This window comes from Aestuariivirga sp., from assembly GCF_047602625.1.
Lineage (GTDB): Bacteria > Pseudomonadota > Alphaproteobacteria > Rhizobiales > Aestuariivirgaceae > Aestuariivirga.
Genome location: NZ_JASGGV010000001.1, coordinates 559,321 through 574,190 on the forward strand (window position 1 = coordinate 559,321; position 14,870 = coordinate 574,190).

A 14,870-nucleotide genomic window follows, 5' to 3' on the forward strand; every position below is an offset into this window, starting at 1 on the left:
CTAACGCGTTCTCTGAATCCATCTGGCAGGTGGCGAGGCAGCAGCGATATAAACCGCCGTGCTGAGCGCGGTGATCCAGAAACTCGTTGGCCAATCTGTGTAGAATGCGAGGATGAGACCGGCCCACGCTTCAAACAGCGCCAGTGCTATCGCCAGCGCTATGCCGGTGAACAGGCCTGACGTGAGCTTTTGGGCCGCTGCGGCAGGCCCAACCATCAGGGCGAAAACCAGAAGCACGCCCACCACCTGCGCGCATTCGGCGGTCGCCAGCGCGGCCACGGCCAGGAACGCCGCCGACAGCAGCCTGAGATTCACACCCTTGGCGTCCGCCAGTTCGGGCTGGAGGCTGGCGAAGAGAAGCGGCCGCGAAATCACCGCCAGCACAAGCAGGCACACGCATCCAAGCCAGAGCAGCTTCCACACCGTTGCGGTGCTCACGGCAAGCACATTGCCGAACAGCAGACTCGTCGCCTGTGTGGCAAAACCGGTAAAGAAATGCAGGAACAGAAGACCGAAACCGAGCGCCAGCGCCAGCACCAGGCCGATCGCCACATCGCGATTGGCAAGCCTGTCGCCTACAAAACCCATTCCCAGTCCTGCGATGACTGTCAAGGCCACCAGCCCGGCGAGGGGCGAAGCGCCGATCAGCACGGCGCCCGTCGCTCCGGTGAAGCCGATATGCGCCAGAGCGTGGCCTGCGAATGTCTGGCCGCGCAGCACCAGGAAATATCCCGTGCTTCCTGCCACCACGGCGACGATTGCCGCCGCCACAAAGGCCGTCCGCATGAATTCATATTCAAGCATGAGAGTGCTCGTGCCGGTGCGCATCGCGTTCGGCTTCATTGAAGCCGGACAGCACGAAAATCCGACCGCCGGTTCTCACGACTTCGATCGGTGTCCCGTAGAGTTTGGAAAGAACAGGCCCGGTGATCACGGCATCAACGGTGCCAATCGCCGCCTGGCTGCTGCCGAGATAGAGAACCCGGTCGATCGCCCCGAGAAGCGGGTTAAGTTCGTGCGAACTGAAAATGACGGGAATGCCGAGTTGCAGTTGCAAATCTTTCACGAGGGCGACAACCGCCTGCTGGCGGCTCGGATCAAGGCTGATCAGGGGTTCATCAAGAAGCAGCAGTTTGGGATTTCCGACCAGCGCCTGCGCCAGCAGAAGCCGCTGCCGCTCGCCCCCGGAGAGCTCCAGAACCGGCCTGGCGGCAAATCCGCTCCCGTTCACGAGATCGAGCACCCGGTCCACCTCACGGCGCGCCGCGCGCGTCATCACGGGAAGGCCATAACGATGGCCGTTCACAACGGCGGCGACAAAATCACGCCCGTTCAGCCGCAGTGCGCCGGCGTCGCTGCGCATCTGCGGCATATAGCCGATCAGGGGATTGCCGCGCGCCGGGGGCGAACCCAGCACGCGCAGCGTGCCCGCGCTCACCCGGGCCAAGCCCATGATGGCGCGCAGCAGCGTCGTCTTGCCCGCCCCATTCGGGCCGAGAAGGCCGATGAATTCCTGCGGGCCGATGGCAAGCGAGACACCGGACAGGATGGTGTGCCCGCCAGCCGCAAGATCGGCTTTGTCGAACTCAACCGAATTCATTGCGTGCTGAGACTGAAAGCCTTGCTCACATCGGCCAGTTCGGCGAGCATCCAGTCCTGATAGCTGATGCCCGGAGGCTGCGTTTCGGTGGCGCCGACGATGGGAATGCCTGCAGCGCCAGCCAGAGCCTTCATCCGGTCTGCAACGGGATCGGTGGCCTGGCTGTTGTAGACCAGCAATTTGATCTTGTGGGTCTTCAGATCGTTTTCAAACGCCACCGTATCGGAAGCGCTGGGCTCCGTGTCGTTCATGACGGACGTCTGAAACGAACCCTCCAGGACCTCCATGCCCATTGCGTCGAACATGTATCCGAAGACGGGTTCTGTGGCTGCCACTGGCGTCCCGCCGAAGCGGGCCTTCAGTGTGGCAATTTGCGTTTCGATGGGCGACAGGCTTGCCTTGAACGTTTCAAGGCGCTTTTCATAGTCCGCCTTGCCTGCGGGGTCGGCCGCGGCCAGGTCCTTGGTCAGCGTCTGCGCCATGCGCAGCACGTTTTGCGGATCATACCACAGATGCGGATTATCCCCCGGTCTTTTTCCCGCCAGCTCGCCCACGGAAATTAGCTTGCGCGCCTGAGAGGGCGACGCATCGAGCAGGGTGTTGATCCATGGATCATAGTCCAGGCCGTTGGCGATCACGATCGCCGCGCCGGAAATGTCGCGCGCCACCGAAGGGCTTGCTTCAAAGAGATGCGGATCTTGGTCGGGGTTGGACAGGATGCTTGTCACCGCCACCCTGTCGCCTCCGATTTGCTTGGCGATGTCGCCATAGAAATTCTCCGCCGCAACGATCTTGATCGGTTCTCCGGCAAAGCATGTGGAAGCCATGGACAGCGAGATCGCAGAGATGGACAGAATGCGTTTCATTTCGTTTCCCCTGTGTCGGTTGATAGGACAGCCGCCGGAATATTATGTAACGTTATAATATAACATTCGTCAAGTTAGCAATTGCTCCACCACGCCAACCTGCGCTTGGCGGCCTCTATCCCACAGGTGTTTTAGCTCAGGAAAATCAGCGCTATGCCGCCAGCAACAGCCGGCTCAGCGCGGGCGCACGGCGACGATGGGGCGATAGTCATCCACAGCACCGCTGTTCCACAGCGGGCTTTCGAGATAGGAGGGCCGCTCGCGCGACGCCGCATCTTCCCGCTCCGCAGCCGCGGGCCTGAAGCGGCTCTGCGTCTCTTCCGCGAAGGGATCGTCATTGTGCCAGATGGCACCGTGGATTTCCGCTCCGCTGTCCACGGTGATCGAGGCATTCACAACGTCGCCTTCGATGCGGGCGCCGGCTTCCACATGCACATGATAGGCGCGCATCGGCCCCACCACGCGGCCGCGCACCACGATTTCATCGGCGATCACGTCGCCTTCCACGAGGCCGTTGAGTTCGATCACGCAATGACGCGCCTGCAGCTTGCCGCGCAGCGTGCCATCCACATGGATATCGCCCTCCGACGACACATCGCCTTCCACCACCATGCCGCGCCCGATGAGAGAAGCCGGAGACGCCGGGGTGGAAACCACCGTGGGCTGATTGTCGTTGGAAGTGGGCTTGGCGCGCTTTCTGAAGAGCATTCGTGGGTTCCGCAGCGATCTTAGAGAATCATTCAAGAATACGCCCCATGAGGGTCACTGTCATGGCGAAAGCTTGGTGGCGCGCGGCGTCAGGCTCAGGCACTCTCATGAGTTGCGGCCACGCTTTGGCCTAGGTTGTTGGGCAAAGGGGCGGCATCCGGCGCAGGCGGAGCCCTTCGCGCGCCCAGACGGGAAAAGGCAACGGAAACGGGACAGCGGTGCGGCGCAGACTCCTGAAAATAACCGCCTTCAGCGTGTTGTCGGTCTGTCTTGCCGTGGCGGCGCTGGTGGGCGCGTTCTATCTGCGCCTGTCGCAAGGCCCGGTATCGCTCAATTTCATGACCGATACCATCCGCACACAGATCAATCGCAACCTCTCCGGCATGGCGGTTGATCTCGATGGCGCGGTGATCGAGCGGGAGGCGGGAAGCGGCATACCGCATTTCCGGCTGCGCAACGTCACGCTCAAGGATGCCAAGGGCAATCTTCTCGCCCGCGCCCCCCGCGCCGCCATCGGCATCGAGGAATCGGCGCTGTTCCGCGGCAGCGTGGTGCCGAAATCGATTGAGCTCATCGGCCCCCGCATCTTCGTGAAGCGCGGACTCGATGGCCGCATCGAACTCGGATTCGGCAATGAGGACGATCAGCATGCAGGCGCCGCCGCGCCAGCCGCCGACCAATCCACGGCGCAGGGGAAGGCGGATTTACCGGCAACCGACGCGGTGCCCGGCCTTGGCAGCGTATCGGGCCGCACGCTGATCGCCATTCTCGCGGGCGGCGGCCAGGCCAATGCGGCGATCAGCACGGTAGAGGATATCCGCGTCACGCAAGCCTCGATCCGCATTTACGATGAAGCCAATGACGCGATCTGGAACGTGCCCGACGCCGAGCTTGCCTTCCGCCGCATGCCCTATGGCTTCGCCGTGGTCACCAATGCGCAGGTCGCCAACGGGCGGCAGGAGGGCCGCTGGCGCGCCGAAGTCTCCGCCAGCTACAAGCGCGATACCGACAGTTTTTCCATCAGTGCACGGATCAGCGACCTCGTGCCCGCCAATATCTCCGACGAGATATTCGCGCTCTCGCAGCTCGCCCGCGTGAAGGTGCCGCTCTCGGGCCATGCCGAGATCGAGGTCACGGGCGACGGACTTGTCAAAAAAGCCTCCGCCGAATTCGCCGCGGCGGCGGGCGAGGTGGCGCTGCCGGATTATTTCGCCGATCCGATCATCGTGGACGAGGGCTCGCTCCGCGCCGATTACGATCCCGGGACCGGCGGAATCATCATCACCGACTCCGTCCTGCTGGTGGGCAATTCACAGGCCGAACTCACCGGCAACATCCTGCCGGTGAGAAGCGCCGATGGGCACCTCACCGCCCTTGCCATCAATCTTTCCGCCCACAATGTGGCCATCGACACGCAGGACCCCAACAAGCAGCCCGTTGCCGTCGACAAGATTGATTTTTCCGGCGTCGCCTCCATCGCCGAAGCAAAACTCGACATCAAGGATCTGGTGGTCATGTCCGGCCAATCGGGTGTGAGGCTTCTGGGCGTGATTACGGGCGGCAGCAAATCGGCGGGCATTCTTCTTTCGGGCCGCATTCGCGATCTCTCCGCCGATCTGCTGAAACGCTTGTGGCCGCCCATCATGTCGCCAGGAACGCGCAAATGGGTGAATCAGAATGTCCACGCAGGCACCGTTACGGATGGATCGTTCCAGATCAACCTGCCCGTCGATGCGCTGGCTGCGGCGCGCGCCAGCAATCAGCTTCCAGACGGGTCGGTCGATCTCCAGTTTGCCATGGAGGGCGTCAACACCAGCTATTTCAAGGGTCTTGCGCCCCTCGCCAATGCCAGCGGCGATGCCCATCTGAAAGACAATGCCTTTGACATGACGATTGACGGCGGCGATGTCACGCTGCCCTCCGGCGCCACCGTGCATGTCGATGCGGGCTCCATGTCGTCAACGGAGCTGCTGGCGCCCATCACGCCCACCGTGTTCCAGCTCAGGGCGAAGTCGAACGCCCAGGGGCTGATCGAATATCTCGACCAGCCCGATCTGGCGCTGATCTCGAACTCCGGCATCGACAGTTCCAAGCTCGGCGGCAATGCCGTCCTTGATGTCACTCTGAACGTCCCGCTGCAGAAAGACATTCCCCCGGGCAGCACCACATTCTCCGCCAAGGCCAAGCTCACCAACGCCTCGCTCAAGGATGCGCTGCCGAAGATCGACATTACCGGCGGCACTTTCGATCTGGCGGCAACCGCAGACAGGATCACCGCGTCCGGCCCCGCCAAGATCAATGGCGTGGACGCGAAAATCTCGTGGGCGAAAGAAGGCAAACAGCAATCCGCCATTCTGGAAGCCACGCTCGACTCGGATGACCGCAAGAAAATGGGGATCGACCTCAGCGGCTTCCTTACCGGCACCATTGGCGTCAAGGCGGTGATCGCCGATCTCGCCGATCCCACAGGCCTGATCGACATTGACGCCAACCTCTCCAAGGCGGCGATGCGCATTGACCCGATCGGATGGTCGCGAGACCCCACCCCCAAGACCACGGCGGATTTCAATTACCTCAGCAAGGGCGATCAGGGCCGCAAGGTTCAGGGGCTGGTGATTAGTGGCCCCGATCTTCTCATCAAGGGCGACATCGCGCTTGCCGACGGCGGCGGCATCGGCGAGGCGAAGCTTTCCACCGTGCAGCTCAGTGACGAGAACCGCTTTGCCCTCACCATCAAAAACAGCGGCAATGGCGGCACCTCCCTTGTTTTGAGTGGTGACAATTTTGACGCCCGCCCGCTGATCAAATCCATGTTCACCTCCTCGAGCGGTTCGCAAGGGCAGGGCGGCGGCGATGCGCCACCCCTCAACATCACCGCCAATGTCGACCGCATCTACGCCAATCGCGGTGAAGTCATCACCGGCGTTTCGGCGAACATCCGCACCTCGGGCGGCCGCGTGCAGGCGGCTGATATATCGGGCACCTTCCTGTCGGGCCAGCCCGTCAATCTCAAGATCACCCCAACCGACGATGGACGCCAGATCAACCTGACGGGCCGCGACGGCGGTGCGGCGCTCAGGGCTGCAAATCTTTATTCCAAGATTGCCGGCGGGCAGATCGAGTTCATTGCCTTCATTGCCAATGATGCCAATTCTTCCGTGCGCCAAGGGCAACTGGTGCTGCGCAATTTCGAGGTGCGGAACGAAGCGGCGCTGGCGCAGCTCGACAGCAAGGGCAAGCCCAAGAAGTCGGGGCCGCGCAATGAAGGCGTAGCCTTCACAAGGCTCAAGCTGCCGTTCACCACCGATGCGCGGTTTGTGCGGATTGGCGATTCCATTCTTTCTGGCAATGATCTCGGCGCCACGGCCAGCGGTCTTATCAGCAAGGTAAATGGCACCATCGACATCACCGGCACCATCATTCCCGCCTATGCGCTCAATTCCGCGCTCAGTAATATTCCGCTGATTGGCGACATTGTCGCTGGCGGCAAGGGGCAGGGGGTGATCGGCTTGACCTTCGCGCTGGGAGGCCAACTGTCCAATCCACAGTTCCAGGTCAATCCGGCCTCGGCGATCGCGCCCGGAATCTTCCGCAAGATTTTCGAGTTCGGCAATGCCGGCGACACGCCGTCCAACACCAAGATCGGCCGCGAAAAGTAAGAAACGTCAGAAGCGGAACTGCTCGCGCAGCACGCGCTCAGCCAGGCTGTGGCCGGGATCGAACAGGATTTTCGCCGAGCGTTTGCGGTCTTCGGCAATCTCCACCGCCCGCACATGGCGCACTTCCAGATGATCGGCCACCGCCGCCACCGGGCGCTTGACCGGCTCGATCACCGTCACCGTCACGCGCGCCTGATGCGGCAGGATGGCGCCCCGCCAGCCGCGCGGCCGGAAGGCGCTGATCGGCGTCAGCGCCAATAGCCGCGAACTCGATGGGAAGAATTGGTCCGTGAGCGGAGAGATTATAGGCGGTGCTGCCGGCGGGCGTGGCCAGCAGCACGCCGTCGCAGATCAGTTCCTCAAGCCTGGGCTTGCCGTCCACGGCAATCTGGAACTTCGCCGCCTGGTAGCGCTGGCGGAGCATCGAGACTTCGTTGAAGGCCAGCGCCTTGTGCACCTTGCCGTTTTCGTCCGTCGCCGTCATGCGCAGCGGATGAATGGTGGTGAGTTCCGCCGCATTGAGCCGCTCGGGCAGATTGGCTTCCTTGTAGTCGTTCATCAGGAAGCCGATGGTGCCCCGGTTCATGCCATAGATTGGAATGTTGGAGGGGAACACGCGGTGGATGGTTTGCAGCATGTGGCCGTCGCCGCCCAGCGCCACGATCACATCAGCTTCGGCGGGGTCGCTGTTGCCGTATTTCCGCGACAGGATTTTCAGCGCCTTGCGGGCATCCGGCGAATCCGAGGCGAGAAAGGCGATGCGGTCGTATGTCATGCCGGTTTTGGTTGCGTTGACAGGCCCGCTCTTTGCCTACATTGAAGCATGGCTTATCCGCAAGCCCCGAAAGGTTTTTCTCAAATCATGCGGTCGATCGTCATGTGCACCACCTGCCGTTTCACCCCGGAAGAAAAAATGGGGCCGGATGGCCGCACCGGCGGCGAAACGCTGATCGCCCACATGCGTGAGGCGCTGGCGGCGCGCGGCCTCGCCACACAGATCGAAACGCAGGCCTGCCTGTGGAATTGCAAGCAGCATTGCAGCGCCATCCTGCGCGATGATCAGCGCTTCAGCTATGTCACCGGGCGCAACCAGCCGACGCGCGAACAGGCCGACGCCATTCTCGACTGGTTTGCGGCGCATGGCGAAACCGAAACAGGCGAGGTGCCGTTCCGACAATGGCCCGATCTCATGCGCGGCCATTTCATCGCCCGCATTCCCCCGGCGCGCCCATGAAGAAGGTCACGCTGGTTCTGGGCGGCGCGCGCTCCGGCAAGAGCCGCCATGCCGAGGCGCTCGGATCAAGCTATGCAGGCCGCCGCATCTATATCGCTACGGCGGAAAACACCGATGCCGAGATGGCGGACCGCATCGCCCGCCACCGCGCCGGGCGCGGCGAAGGATGGGATACGGTGGAAGCGCCGCTTGATCTCGCCTCCGCCATCGCCAGTGCAAAAGCGCCCTTCGTGCTGGTTGATTGCATCACCGTCTGGCTCGGCAATCTCATGCACCACAACCGCGATCTGGCGGCGGAACTGGACGTGCTGTGCCAGATGCTGGCTGCGGTTCAAACGCGCGTGGTCATCGTTTCAAACGAGGTGGGCTTGTCCGTGGTGCCGGAAAACCGCATGGCCCGCGCCTTCCGCGATGCGCAGGGCATCGCCAACCAGAGAATCGCCGAGCTGGCCGATGAGGTGGTCTTCGTGGCGGCAGGCCTGCCGCTGTTGCTTAAAAAAGCCACCACGCGCAGGCGAGCGCCAACAACAGGCTGAGCATCCGCCCGTAAAGGACAAGGCCGCGCCGGATATCGTCACGCGTCAAATCGCTCCGCCCTTCGCCCATCCATGGCAGATCGACCAACTCGCCATGATAGCTGCGCGGGCCGCCGAAGCGGAGGCCAAGGCTCGCGGCGAGTGAAGCCTCGGGCCATCCGGCATTGGGTGACTGGTGCTTCGGCGCATCACGCCACATGGCATGAAACGCCGTCTTCATGCGGCCGGGATTGGAAATCGCGAACAGCGCCCCGCACAGGCGGGAGGCGGGCAGGTTCACCACATCATCCAGCCGCGCCGAGGCCCAGCCGAAATGGAGATAGCGCTCCGACTTGTGGCCGATCATCGAGTCCGCCGTGTTGATGGCCTTGTAGGCCACGATGCCGGGCAGGCCCAGCAGCGCATACCAGAGCGCCGGGGCCACGATGCCGTCCGAGGCATTCTCGCCCAAGCTTTCCAGCGCCGCGCGCGAGACGGCGGATTCATCCAGCGTGGCCGGGTCGCGCCCCACGATCTGGCTCACCGCGCGGCGGCCCTCGGCGAGCGACGTGCCGAGCCCCTCGTAAACCGCCTGCACATGATCGCGCAGGGATTTCTGCGCCAGAAAGCCCGTAGCGATCAGCGGATTGATGATCCACCCAAAGGGCAAATGCGCCACCAGCCGCTCGGCAATCCACGCCGGAATGGCGCAGGCGGCAAGCAGCACGGCCAGCGCCGCCACGCCGCGCAACCGGCCTTCCCATTGCGATGCGGCGGGCACGTTGAACTTGTGGTCCAGCAAGGTGATGAGCCGCCCCATCCACTCCACGGGATGCCCGATCGCTGCGTAAACCGGTTTCGGATAACCGGCGAAACGCTCCACCAGAAGGGCGATGGCGGCGGCGGAACTCACACCGGCTCCGCCAGCGCCAGAATGCGGCTCATGTCGAGATGGGTTTCAAGGTGTTGGGCCAGCGCGTCGAGCGCCGCATCCACCTCATGCTCATAGGCAAGGCCGCTCGTCTCAGCGCCTAGCGCCGCGAGGAAGGCGCTGCGAAATTGATCGGACCCGAAGCAGCCGTGCAGATAGGTGCCCGCCACCCGGCCATTGGCTGATACCGCACCATCACCACGGTTGCCGATCATCGCGAAGGGCCGCGCGCCGTCAGCGCCATCGGTGTGCCCGAGATGAATCTCATAACCGTCCAACTGCGTGCCGCTCGCCACATGGCGGCCCGTCACGCGGGTCAGGGTCTTTTCCGGCAGCAGCGTGGTGTCCACATCGAGCTGCCCCAGGCCTGCGACGCTTCCCGCTGGCCCTTCGAGGCCTTCAGGGTCATGCACCATGCGCCCCAGCATCTGGTAGCCGCCGCACAGGCCCAGCACATGCCCGCCGCGCCGGATATGGGCGGCAAGGTCAATGTCCCAGCCTTCCCGCCGCAGGGCCGCCAGATCGGCCATGGTGGATTTTGAACCGGGAATGACCACCAGCCGCGTATCGGCGGGGATCGCCTCGCCGGGCTGCACCAACCGCACGCTCACCCCCGGCTCCTGCCGCAGCGGGTCGAGATCGTCGAAATTGGCGATGCGCGGCAGCCGCAAGACCGCGACCTTGCACCCGCCCGCAGCACTTGAAAGGGCATCCTCCAGCGCCACCGCGTCCTCGGCGGGAAGCCGGGAGGCTTCGGCAAAATACGGCACGATGCCAAGGCAGGGCGTCTGCGTCTCGCGTTCAAGAAAGGCCTTCCCTTCTGAAAACAGGTCAGGATCGCCATGGAACTTGTTGATGATAAAGCCTTTCAGCCGCGCGCGATCCTCGGGCGGCAGGATGCGGAAGGTGCCAATGATCGAGGCGATCACCCCGCCGCGGTGAATATCGCCCACCAGCAACGCCGGAAGGCCAGCCGCATGGGCAAAGCCCATATTTGCAAGGTCGCCGTTGCGCAGGTTGATTTCGCCGGGGCTTCCCGCCCCCTCGACGATCACCAGATCGGCTTCAGTGGCCACTCTGTGGAAACTGTCGAGGATCGCCGGCATGAACTGCGGCCGGTTTTTGAAATAGTCCCGCGCCGTCATGCTGGCGGCGCGCTGGCCCTGTACGATCACCTGCGCCCCTGTCGCCGTTTCGGGTTTCAGCAGCACCGGGTTCATGTGGACGGAGGCGGGAACGCGCGCCGCCCGCGCCTGCAAGGCCTGCGCCCGGCCGATCTCGCCGCCGTCCTCGGTCACGGCGGCATTGTTCGACATGTTCTGCGGCTTGAACGGCATCACCTTCATTCCGCGATTGGCGAAGGCGCGGCAAAGCCCGGCGGCGATCAGGGATTTCCCCACATCGGAGCCGGTGCCCATCAGCATGATGGCCCACGCCATTATGCGGCCCCTGCGATGACATGGGCGTAGGAGCCCATCACGCGGCCCCGTCTGAGGCCCATGGGAGGAAGCGCGTTCCCCGCCGCATCCTTCGCTTCAAACAGCCGCTCCGCAGCACCTTCGCCTGCGATGGTGGAATAATGGAACTCATGCCCCCGCAGCGGCACGGTCCACGGTGCTCCAGCCAAGGGCTGAAGCTGGCGGTATCCCAGATGAAGTGTCCGCGTCGCGAAGCTGGTGGTGAGCGGCAAAAGCCCCGCCATCGCATGGCGCACGCCCTCCGCGTCGATCAGCGCCCCACCCAGCACCATGAAGCCCCCGCACTCGCCATAGACGAGGCCGGTGGCGGCGCGCAGGCCGTTGAGGAAGGTGGCGTTCGCCGCCAGCCGCCCGGCATGAAGTTCCGGATAGCCGCCGGGCAGGAACACCGCATCCGCTGTGGGGTGGGGTGCCTCATCGGTCAATGGTGAGAAAGGCAAAATCTCCACGCCCGCCCGTCGCCAGTCTTCCAGGAGATGTGGATAGGCAAAGGCAAAGGCCCTGTCGCGCGCCACGGCGATGCGCTGGCCGAACGGCGGCAGCGATTCGCGAATCACTGATTCGTCAGGCACTTGCGTGGCAATGGTTAAGAGATTGTCAAGATTTGTTTCACGTGCAACCGCTGATGCGACTTCTTCAATGAAGACCTCAAGGTGTTGATGTTCCTCGGCTTGTATCAATCCAAGGTGGCGGGATGGCAGTTTCAGTGAAGTCATCCTGCCGCAGCACGCCGAGGACGTTGGCCCCAATTGCCTCGCGCAGGATCGCCTCGTGCCGGGAGCTGGCCACCCGGTTGAGGATCACCCCCGCCACCGGCACATCTGGCCTGAAGGTCGAAAAGCCATGAACCAGCGCCGCCACCGATTGCGACTGGTGCCGCGCATCCACCACCAGCACCACGGGCAGGCCCAGCAGCGCGGCCAGATCGGCGGTCGAGCCTGCCGCCCCCAGCGGCCCGTCGAACAGCCCCATCACCCCTTCGATCACCACCACATCGGCGTCCCGCGCCAGATCGGCTACGAGGCTGCGGATCAGCTCCGGCGGCATTGCCCACGGGTCGAGGTTGAAGCAGTGTCGTCCCGTCGCCGCCTCATGGAAGCGGGGATCAATATAGTCCGGCCCCACCTTGGCGGAGGCCACGCGATGCCCGGCATTGCGCAGCGCCCGCAAGAGGCCGAGCGTCACCAGCGTCTTGCCGCTGCCCGAGGAGGGGGCCGCCACCACGATGGCCTTAGCCAATCGGGTTCTCCCGGAGCGCCGGCGCATACCAGTCGAGCACGGAGCGCCAGTCGGAGGCATGCCCCACCACCACGATCGCCGGGGTCGGCGGCTCTTGTGCCGCCACAAAGGCACCTGCCTGTTCCAGCGTCGTTGACGCCACCTGCTGGTGCGGCATCGAGGCGTTGGAAACGATGGTGACGGGATCATCCGCCTTCCGCCCGCCCGCGATCAGCGCCGCGGCAATCTCGCCCAGATGTTTCACCGCCATGTACATCACGATCACCGGCGAGGCCTTGGCGACCGCCGGCCAGTTCACATTGGCAGGCATTTTTCCGCTGGCGTCATGGCCCGTCAGGAAGATCACCGAATGATTGGTGTCGCGATGGGTGGCGGGCATCCCCGCGTAGGCAAGGCCCCCAACGCCAGCCGTAATGCCTGGCACGATGCGGAAGGGCACGCCAGCGCCCGCGAGGTTCTGGCATTCCTCGCCGCCTCGCCCGAACATGAAGGGGTCGCCGCCCTTGAGCCGCAGGACGCGCTTGCCTGCCTGCGCCAGTTCGATGAGCCGCAAGGTAATGTCGCGCTGGGTGGGAGACGGCTTGCCGCCGCGCTTGCCCGCATATTCGAGTTCGGCTCCCACCTTCACCCAGCGCAGGATGTCGGGGTTCACCAGCGCATCATAAACCACCACGTCGCACTGCTGCATGGCGTGATAACAGAGGAGAGACATCAGGCCGGGCGCGCCGGGCCCAGCCCCCACAAGCCACACCCAGCCGGGCAGGAAATCCGGGAAGGCCTCGGCATCGAGCCTCGCGAAGCCTGTCGTCTCGGCCCAGTCCGCCGCCCTTTTTGTTGGTCCGTTGCTCATGCTGCTCTTATACAGTGGGCCGATGCGATTGGAGAAGCCCGAGGGTGAATTAAGGCGCGGCTGGACCACCGGCGCATGCGCAACCGCGGCTGTCAAGGCGGCGTTTGCGGCATTGCGCACCGGGCGCTTTCCCGATCCCGTCACCATCACGCTGCCGAAGGGCGAGCAGCCCGCCTTCGCGCTGGCGCTGGAGGGCAAGGGTGAGGGCTGGGCGCAGGCCGGCATCATCAAGGATGCGGGCGATGATCCGGACGTGACACACGGCGCCATGGTGATCGCCACCGTGCGCGAGAGAGGTTCGGGCATCACCTTCAAGGCGGGCGAGGGTGTGGGCACCGTCACCAAGCCGGGCCTGCCGCTGGCTATTGGCGAGGCCGCCATCAACCCCGTGCCGCGCCGGATGATCCGCGATGTCATTACCGAGCAGGGCGGCGAAAATGTCGAGATCGAAATCGCCATTCCCGGCGGCGCGAAACTGGCTGAGAAGACGTGGAACCCGCGCCTGGGCATCTTGGGCGGCCTGTCGATCCTCGGCACCACGGGCGTCGTGCATCCCTTTTCCTGCGCGGCATGGATTGCCTCGATACACAGGGGCGTTGATGTGGCGCGCGCCATGGGCCTTCAGCATGTCGCAGGCTGCACCGGCTCGACCTCCGAGGATGCGGTGCGCGTGCATTATGGCCTGCCGCTTGAGGCGATGCTTGATATGGGCGATTTCGCGGGCGGCCTGCTCAAATATCTGCGCGACAATCCGGTGCCCCGCGTCACCATCGGCGGCGGCTTCGGCAAGATGGTAAAGCTGGCGCAGGGCGCCATGGACCTGCATTCAGGGCGCAGCCAGGTGGATACCGCCTTTCTCGCTGACCTCGCGCCGGAAATGCCGCGCAACAGCGTACTCACCGCCAACACCGCGTTGCAGGTTCTGGAAATGGCGGATGGCATTCCGCTGGCCCGGCGCGTGGGGGAGAAGGCGCTCGCCCATGTAAAGTCCATCCTGCGCAATGAAGCCGTTTCGCCCGATGTCATCATCGTCTCGCGACTGGGCCAGATCATCGCCCATGCCCGCTGAGCGCATTCTCATCCTCGGCGGCACAGGGCTTGCGCGTGAGCTTGCGGATCGCCTCGTCGCGGAAAGCTATGACGTTGAAACCTCGCTGGCTGGCGTCACGGAGCATCCCCACCTGCCGCCGGGCCGCATCCGGCGGGGCGGCTTCGGCGGCGTGGAGGGTCTGCGCGAATATCTCAAGGTCCAATCCATCCGTGTACTGATCGACGCCACCCATCCCTTCGCGGCGCAGATGTCGCGCCATGCGGCGGAAGCGGCAGGCGATGTGCCGCTGCTGCGCCTCGAACTGCCGCCATGGCCCGCTGGGCCGGGCTGGATCATCGTTCACAGCATCGCCGAAGCCGTTGTCGCCTTGCCGCCTGCAGCCATCCCGCTCGTCACCATCGGGCGGAAAGAGATTGCAGCCTTTCTCACCCATACAAAAACCGGCGTGGCCCGCATGATCGAGAATCCGGACATGGAATTCCCACCCGGCTGGACGCTGCTGCAGGCCCGCCCGCCCTTCACGGAAAATGATGAGATCGCCCTCATGCGCCAGCACCGCATCACCCATCTCGTCTCCAAGAATTCCGGCGGATCAGCAACGCAGGCCAAAATCACGGCGGCCCGCGCATTACGCCTTCCCGTCATCATGGTGGCAAGGCCAGCCAAGCCCGGTGTTCCCACCTTCGCCACCGCTGAGGAAATCTCAAGCAGCCTCCGCCGGTTGCTTTATTCTTGACCC

Annotated in this window: 12 protein-coding genes and 2 pseudogenes; 5 read left to right on the forward strand and 9 right to left on the reverse strand. The window is 63.8% G+C overall.

Going from position 1 to position 14,870, the window contains the following annotated elements; translation table 11 throughout:
* From QM694_RS02870 to QM694_RS02885, 4 genes are all read right to left on the reverse strand, one after another.
* Complete coding sequence (locus QM694_RS02870) at positions 1–804, reverse strand: metal ABC transporter permease (protein WP_415005439.1); 804 nt, start codon at positions 802–804, stop codon at positions 1–3.
* Entirely contained in the window at positions 797–1,600 is an 804-nt protein-coding gene (locus tag QM694_RS02875) for a metal ABC transporter ATP-binding protein (protein WP_415005440.1), read from the reverse strand. The genes QM694_RS02870 and QM694_RS02875 overlap by 8 nt, the downstream gene beginning before the upstream one ends.
* The gene (locus QM694_RS02880) at positions 1,597–2,466 is read right to left on the reverse strand and encodes a metal ABC transporter solute-binding protein, Zn/Mn family (RefSeq protein ID WP_415005441.1); all 870 of its coding nucleotides are present in this window, start codon (positions 2,464–2,466) and stop codon (positions 1,597–1,599) included. Before QM694_RS02880 ends, QM694_RS02875 begins: the two co-directional genes overlap by 4 nt.
* A 174-nt stretch (positions 2,467–2,640) precedes the next feature.
* Complete coding sequence (locus QM694_RS02885; protein WP_415005442.1) at positions 2,641–3,174, reverse strand: bactofilin family protein; 534 nt, start codon at positions 3,172–3,174, stop codon at positions 2,641–2,643.
* Between the two features lie 218 nt (positions 3,175–3,392).
* Here QM694_RS02885 and QM694_RS02890 point away from each other — a divergent pair, with 218 nt between their 5' ends.
* Positions 3,393–6,833 (forward strand): AsmA-like C-terminal domain-containing protein, encoded by a 3,441-nt coding sequence (locus QM694_RS02890; RefSeq protein WP_415005443.1) that lies wholly within the window; start codon positions 3,393–3,395, stop codon positions 6,831–6,833.
* A gap of 6 nt (positions 6,834–6,839) precedes the next feature.
* On the opposite strand, the pseudogene QM694_RS02895 reads toward QM694_RS02890, so the two are convergent.
* Positions 6,840–7,608, reverse strand: a pseudogene (locus QM694_RS02895) (NAD kinase).
* Between the two features lie 87 nt (positions 7,609–7,695).
* Here QM694_RS02895 and QM694_RS02900 point away from each other — a divergent pair.
* Positions 7,696–8,067 carry a DUF1636 family protein gene (locus QM694_RS02900; protein ID WP_415005444.1) on the forward strand — a complete coding sequence of 124 codons (372 nt, stop codon included), beginning with the start codon at positions 7,696–7,698 and terminating at the stop codon, positions 8,065–8,067.
* Complete coding sequence (gene cobU, locus QM694_RS02905; protein WP_415005445.1) at positions 8,064–8,603, forward strand: bifunctional adenosylcobinamide kinase/adenosylcobinamide-phosphate guanylyltransferase; 540 nt, start codon at positions 8,064–8,066, stop codon at positions 8,601–8,603. Before QM694_RS02900 ends, cobU begins: the two co-directional genes overlap by 4 nt.
* Here cobU and cbiB read toward each other — a convergent pair.
* The 4 genes and pseudogenes from cbiB to cobA all read right to left on the reverse strand — a co-directional run bounded on the left by cbiB (position 8,560) and on the right by cobA (position 13,080).
* Complete coding sequence (gene cbiB, locus QM694_RS02910; RefSeq protein WP_415005446.1) at positions 8,560–9,495, reverse strand: adenosylcobinamide-phosphate synthase CbiB; 936 nt, start codon at positions 9,493–9,495, stop codon at positions 8,560–8,562. The two genes, cobU and cbiB, sit on opposite strands and share 44 nt — an antisense overlap.
* A complete protein-coding gene (locus QM694_RS02915) occupies positions 9,492–10,952 on the reverse strand; it encodes a cobyric acid synthase (RefSeq protein ID WP_415005447.1) in 1,461 nt (486 codons plus the stop codon). The genes cbiB and QM694_RS02915 overlap by 4 nt, the downstream gene beginning before the upstream one ends.
* Positions 10,952–12,257, reverse strand: a pseudogene (locus tag QM694_RS02920) (cobyrinate a,c-diamide synthase). The gene QM694_RS02915 and the pseudogene QM694_RS02920 overlap by 1 nt, the downstream one beginning before the upstream one ends.
* A complete protein-coding gene (gene cobA / locus QM694_RS02925; RefSeq protein WP_415005448.1) occupies positions 12,223–13,080 on the reverse strand; it encodes a uroporphyrinogen-III C-methyltransferase in 858 nt (285 codons plus the stop codon). The pseudogene QM694_RS02920 and the gene cobA overlap by 35 nt, the downstream one beginning before the upstream one ends.
* On the opposite strand from cobA, the gene QM694_RS02930 reads away from it, so the two are divergent.
* A complete protein-coding gene (locus QM694_RS02930; protein WP_415005449.1) occupies positions 13,079–14,149 on the forward strand; it encodes a cobalt-precorrin-5B (C(1))-methyltransferase in 1,071 nt (356 codons plus the stop codon). The genes cobA and QM694_RS02930 overlap by 2 nt on opposite strands.
* A complete protein-coding gene (locus tag QM694_RS02935; protein WP_415005450.1) occupies positions 14,139–14,867 on the forward strand; it encodes a cobalt-precorrin-6A reductase in 729 nt (242 codons plus the stop codon). The genes QM694_RS02930 and QM694_RS02935 overlap by 11 nt, the downstream gene beginning before the upstream one ends.
* Positions 14,868–14,870: the final 3 nt, after the last annotated feature.

Coding starts and splice junctions, on each gene's coding strand:
- QM694_RS02915 (WP_415005447.1), bottom strand. CDS start 10,952: ATGGCGTGGGCCATCATGCTGATGGGCACCGGCTCCGATGTGGGGAAA.
- QM694_RS02880 (WP_415005441.1), bottom strand. CDS start 2,466: ATGAAACGCATTCTGTCCATCTCTGCGATCTCGCTGTCCATGGCTTCC.
- QM694_RS02870 (WP_415005439.1), bottom strand. CDS start 804: ATGCTTGAATATGAATTCATGCGGACGGCCTTTGTGGCGGCGGCAATC.
- QM694_RS02900 (WP_415005444.1), top strand. CDS start 7,696: ATGCGGTCGATCGTCATGTGCACCACCTGCCGTTTCACCCCGGAAGAA.
- QM694_RS02885 (WP_415005442.1), bottom strand. CDS start 3,174: ATGCTCTTCAGAAAGCGCGCCAAGCCCACTTCCAACGACAATCAGCCC.
- QM694_RS02935 (WP_415005450.1), top strand. CDS start 14,139: ATGCCCGCTGAGCGCATTCTCATCCTCGGCGGCACAGGGCTTGCGCGT.
- cobU (WP_415005445.1), top strand. CDS start 8,064: ATGAAGAAGGTCACGCTGGTTCTGGGCGGCGCGCGCTCCGGCAAGAGC.
- QM694_RS02875 (WP_415005440.1), bottom strand. CDS start 1,600: ATGAATTCGGTTGAGTTCGACAAAGCCGATCTTGCGGCTGGCGGGCAC.
- cobA (WP_415005448.1), bottom strand. CDS start 13,080: ATGAGCAACGGACCAACAAAAAGGGCGGCGGACTGGGCCGAGACGACA.
- QM694_RS02930 (WP_415005449.1), top strand. CDS start 13,079: ATGCTGCTCTTATACAGTGGGCCGATGCGATTGGAGAAGCCCGAGGGT.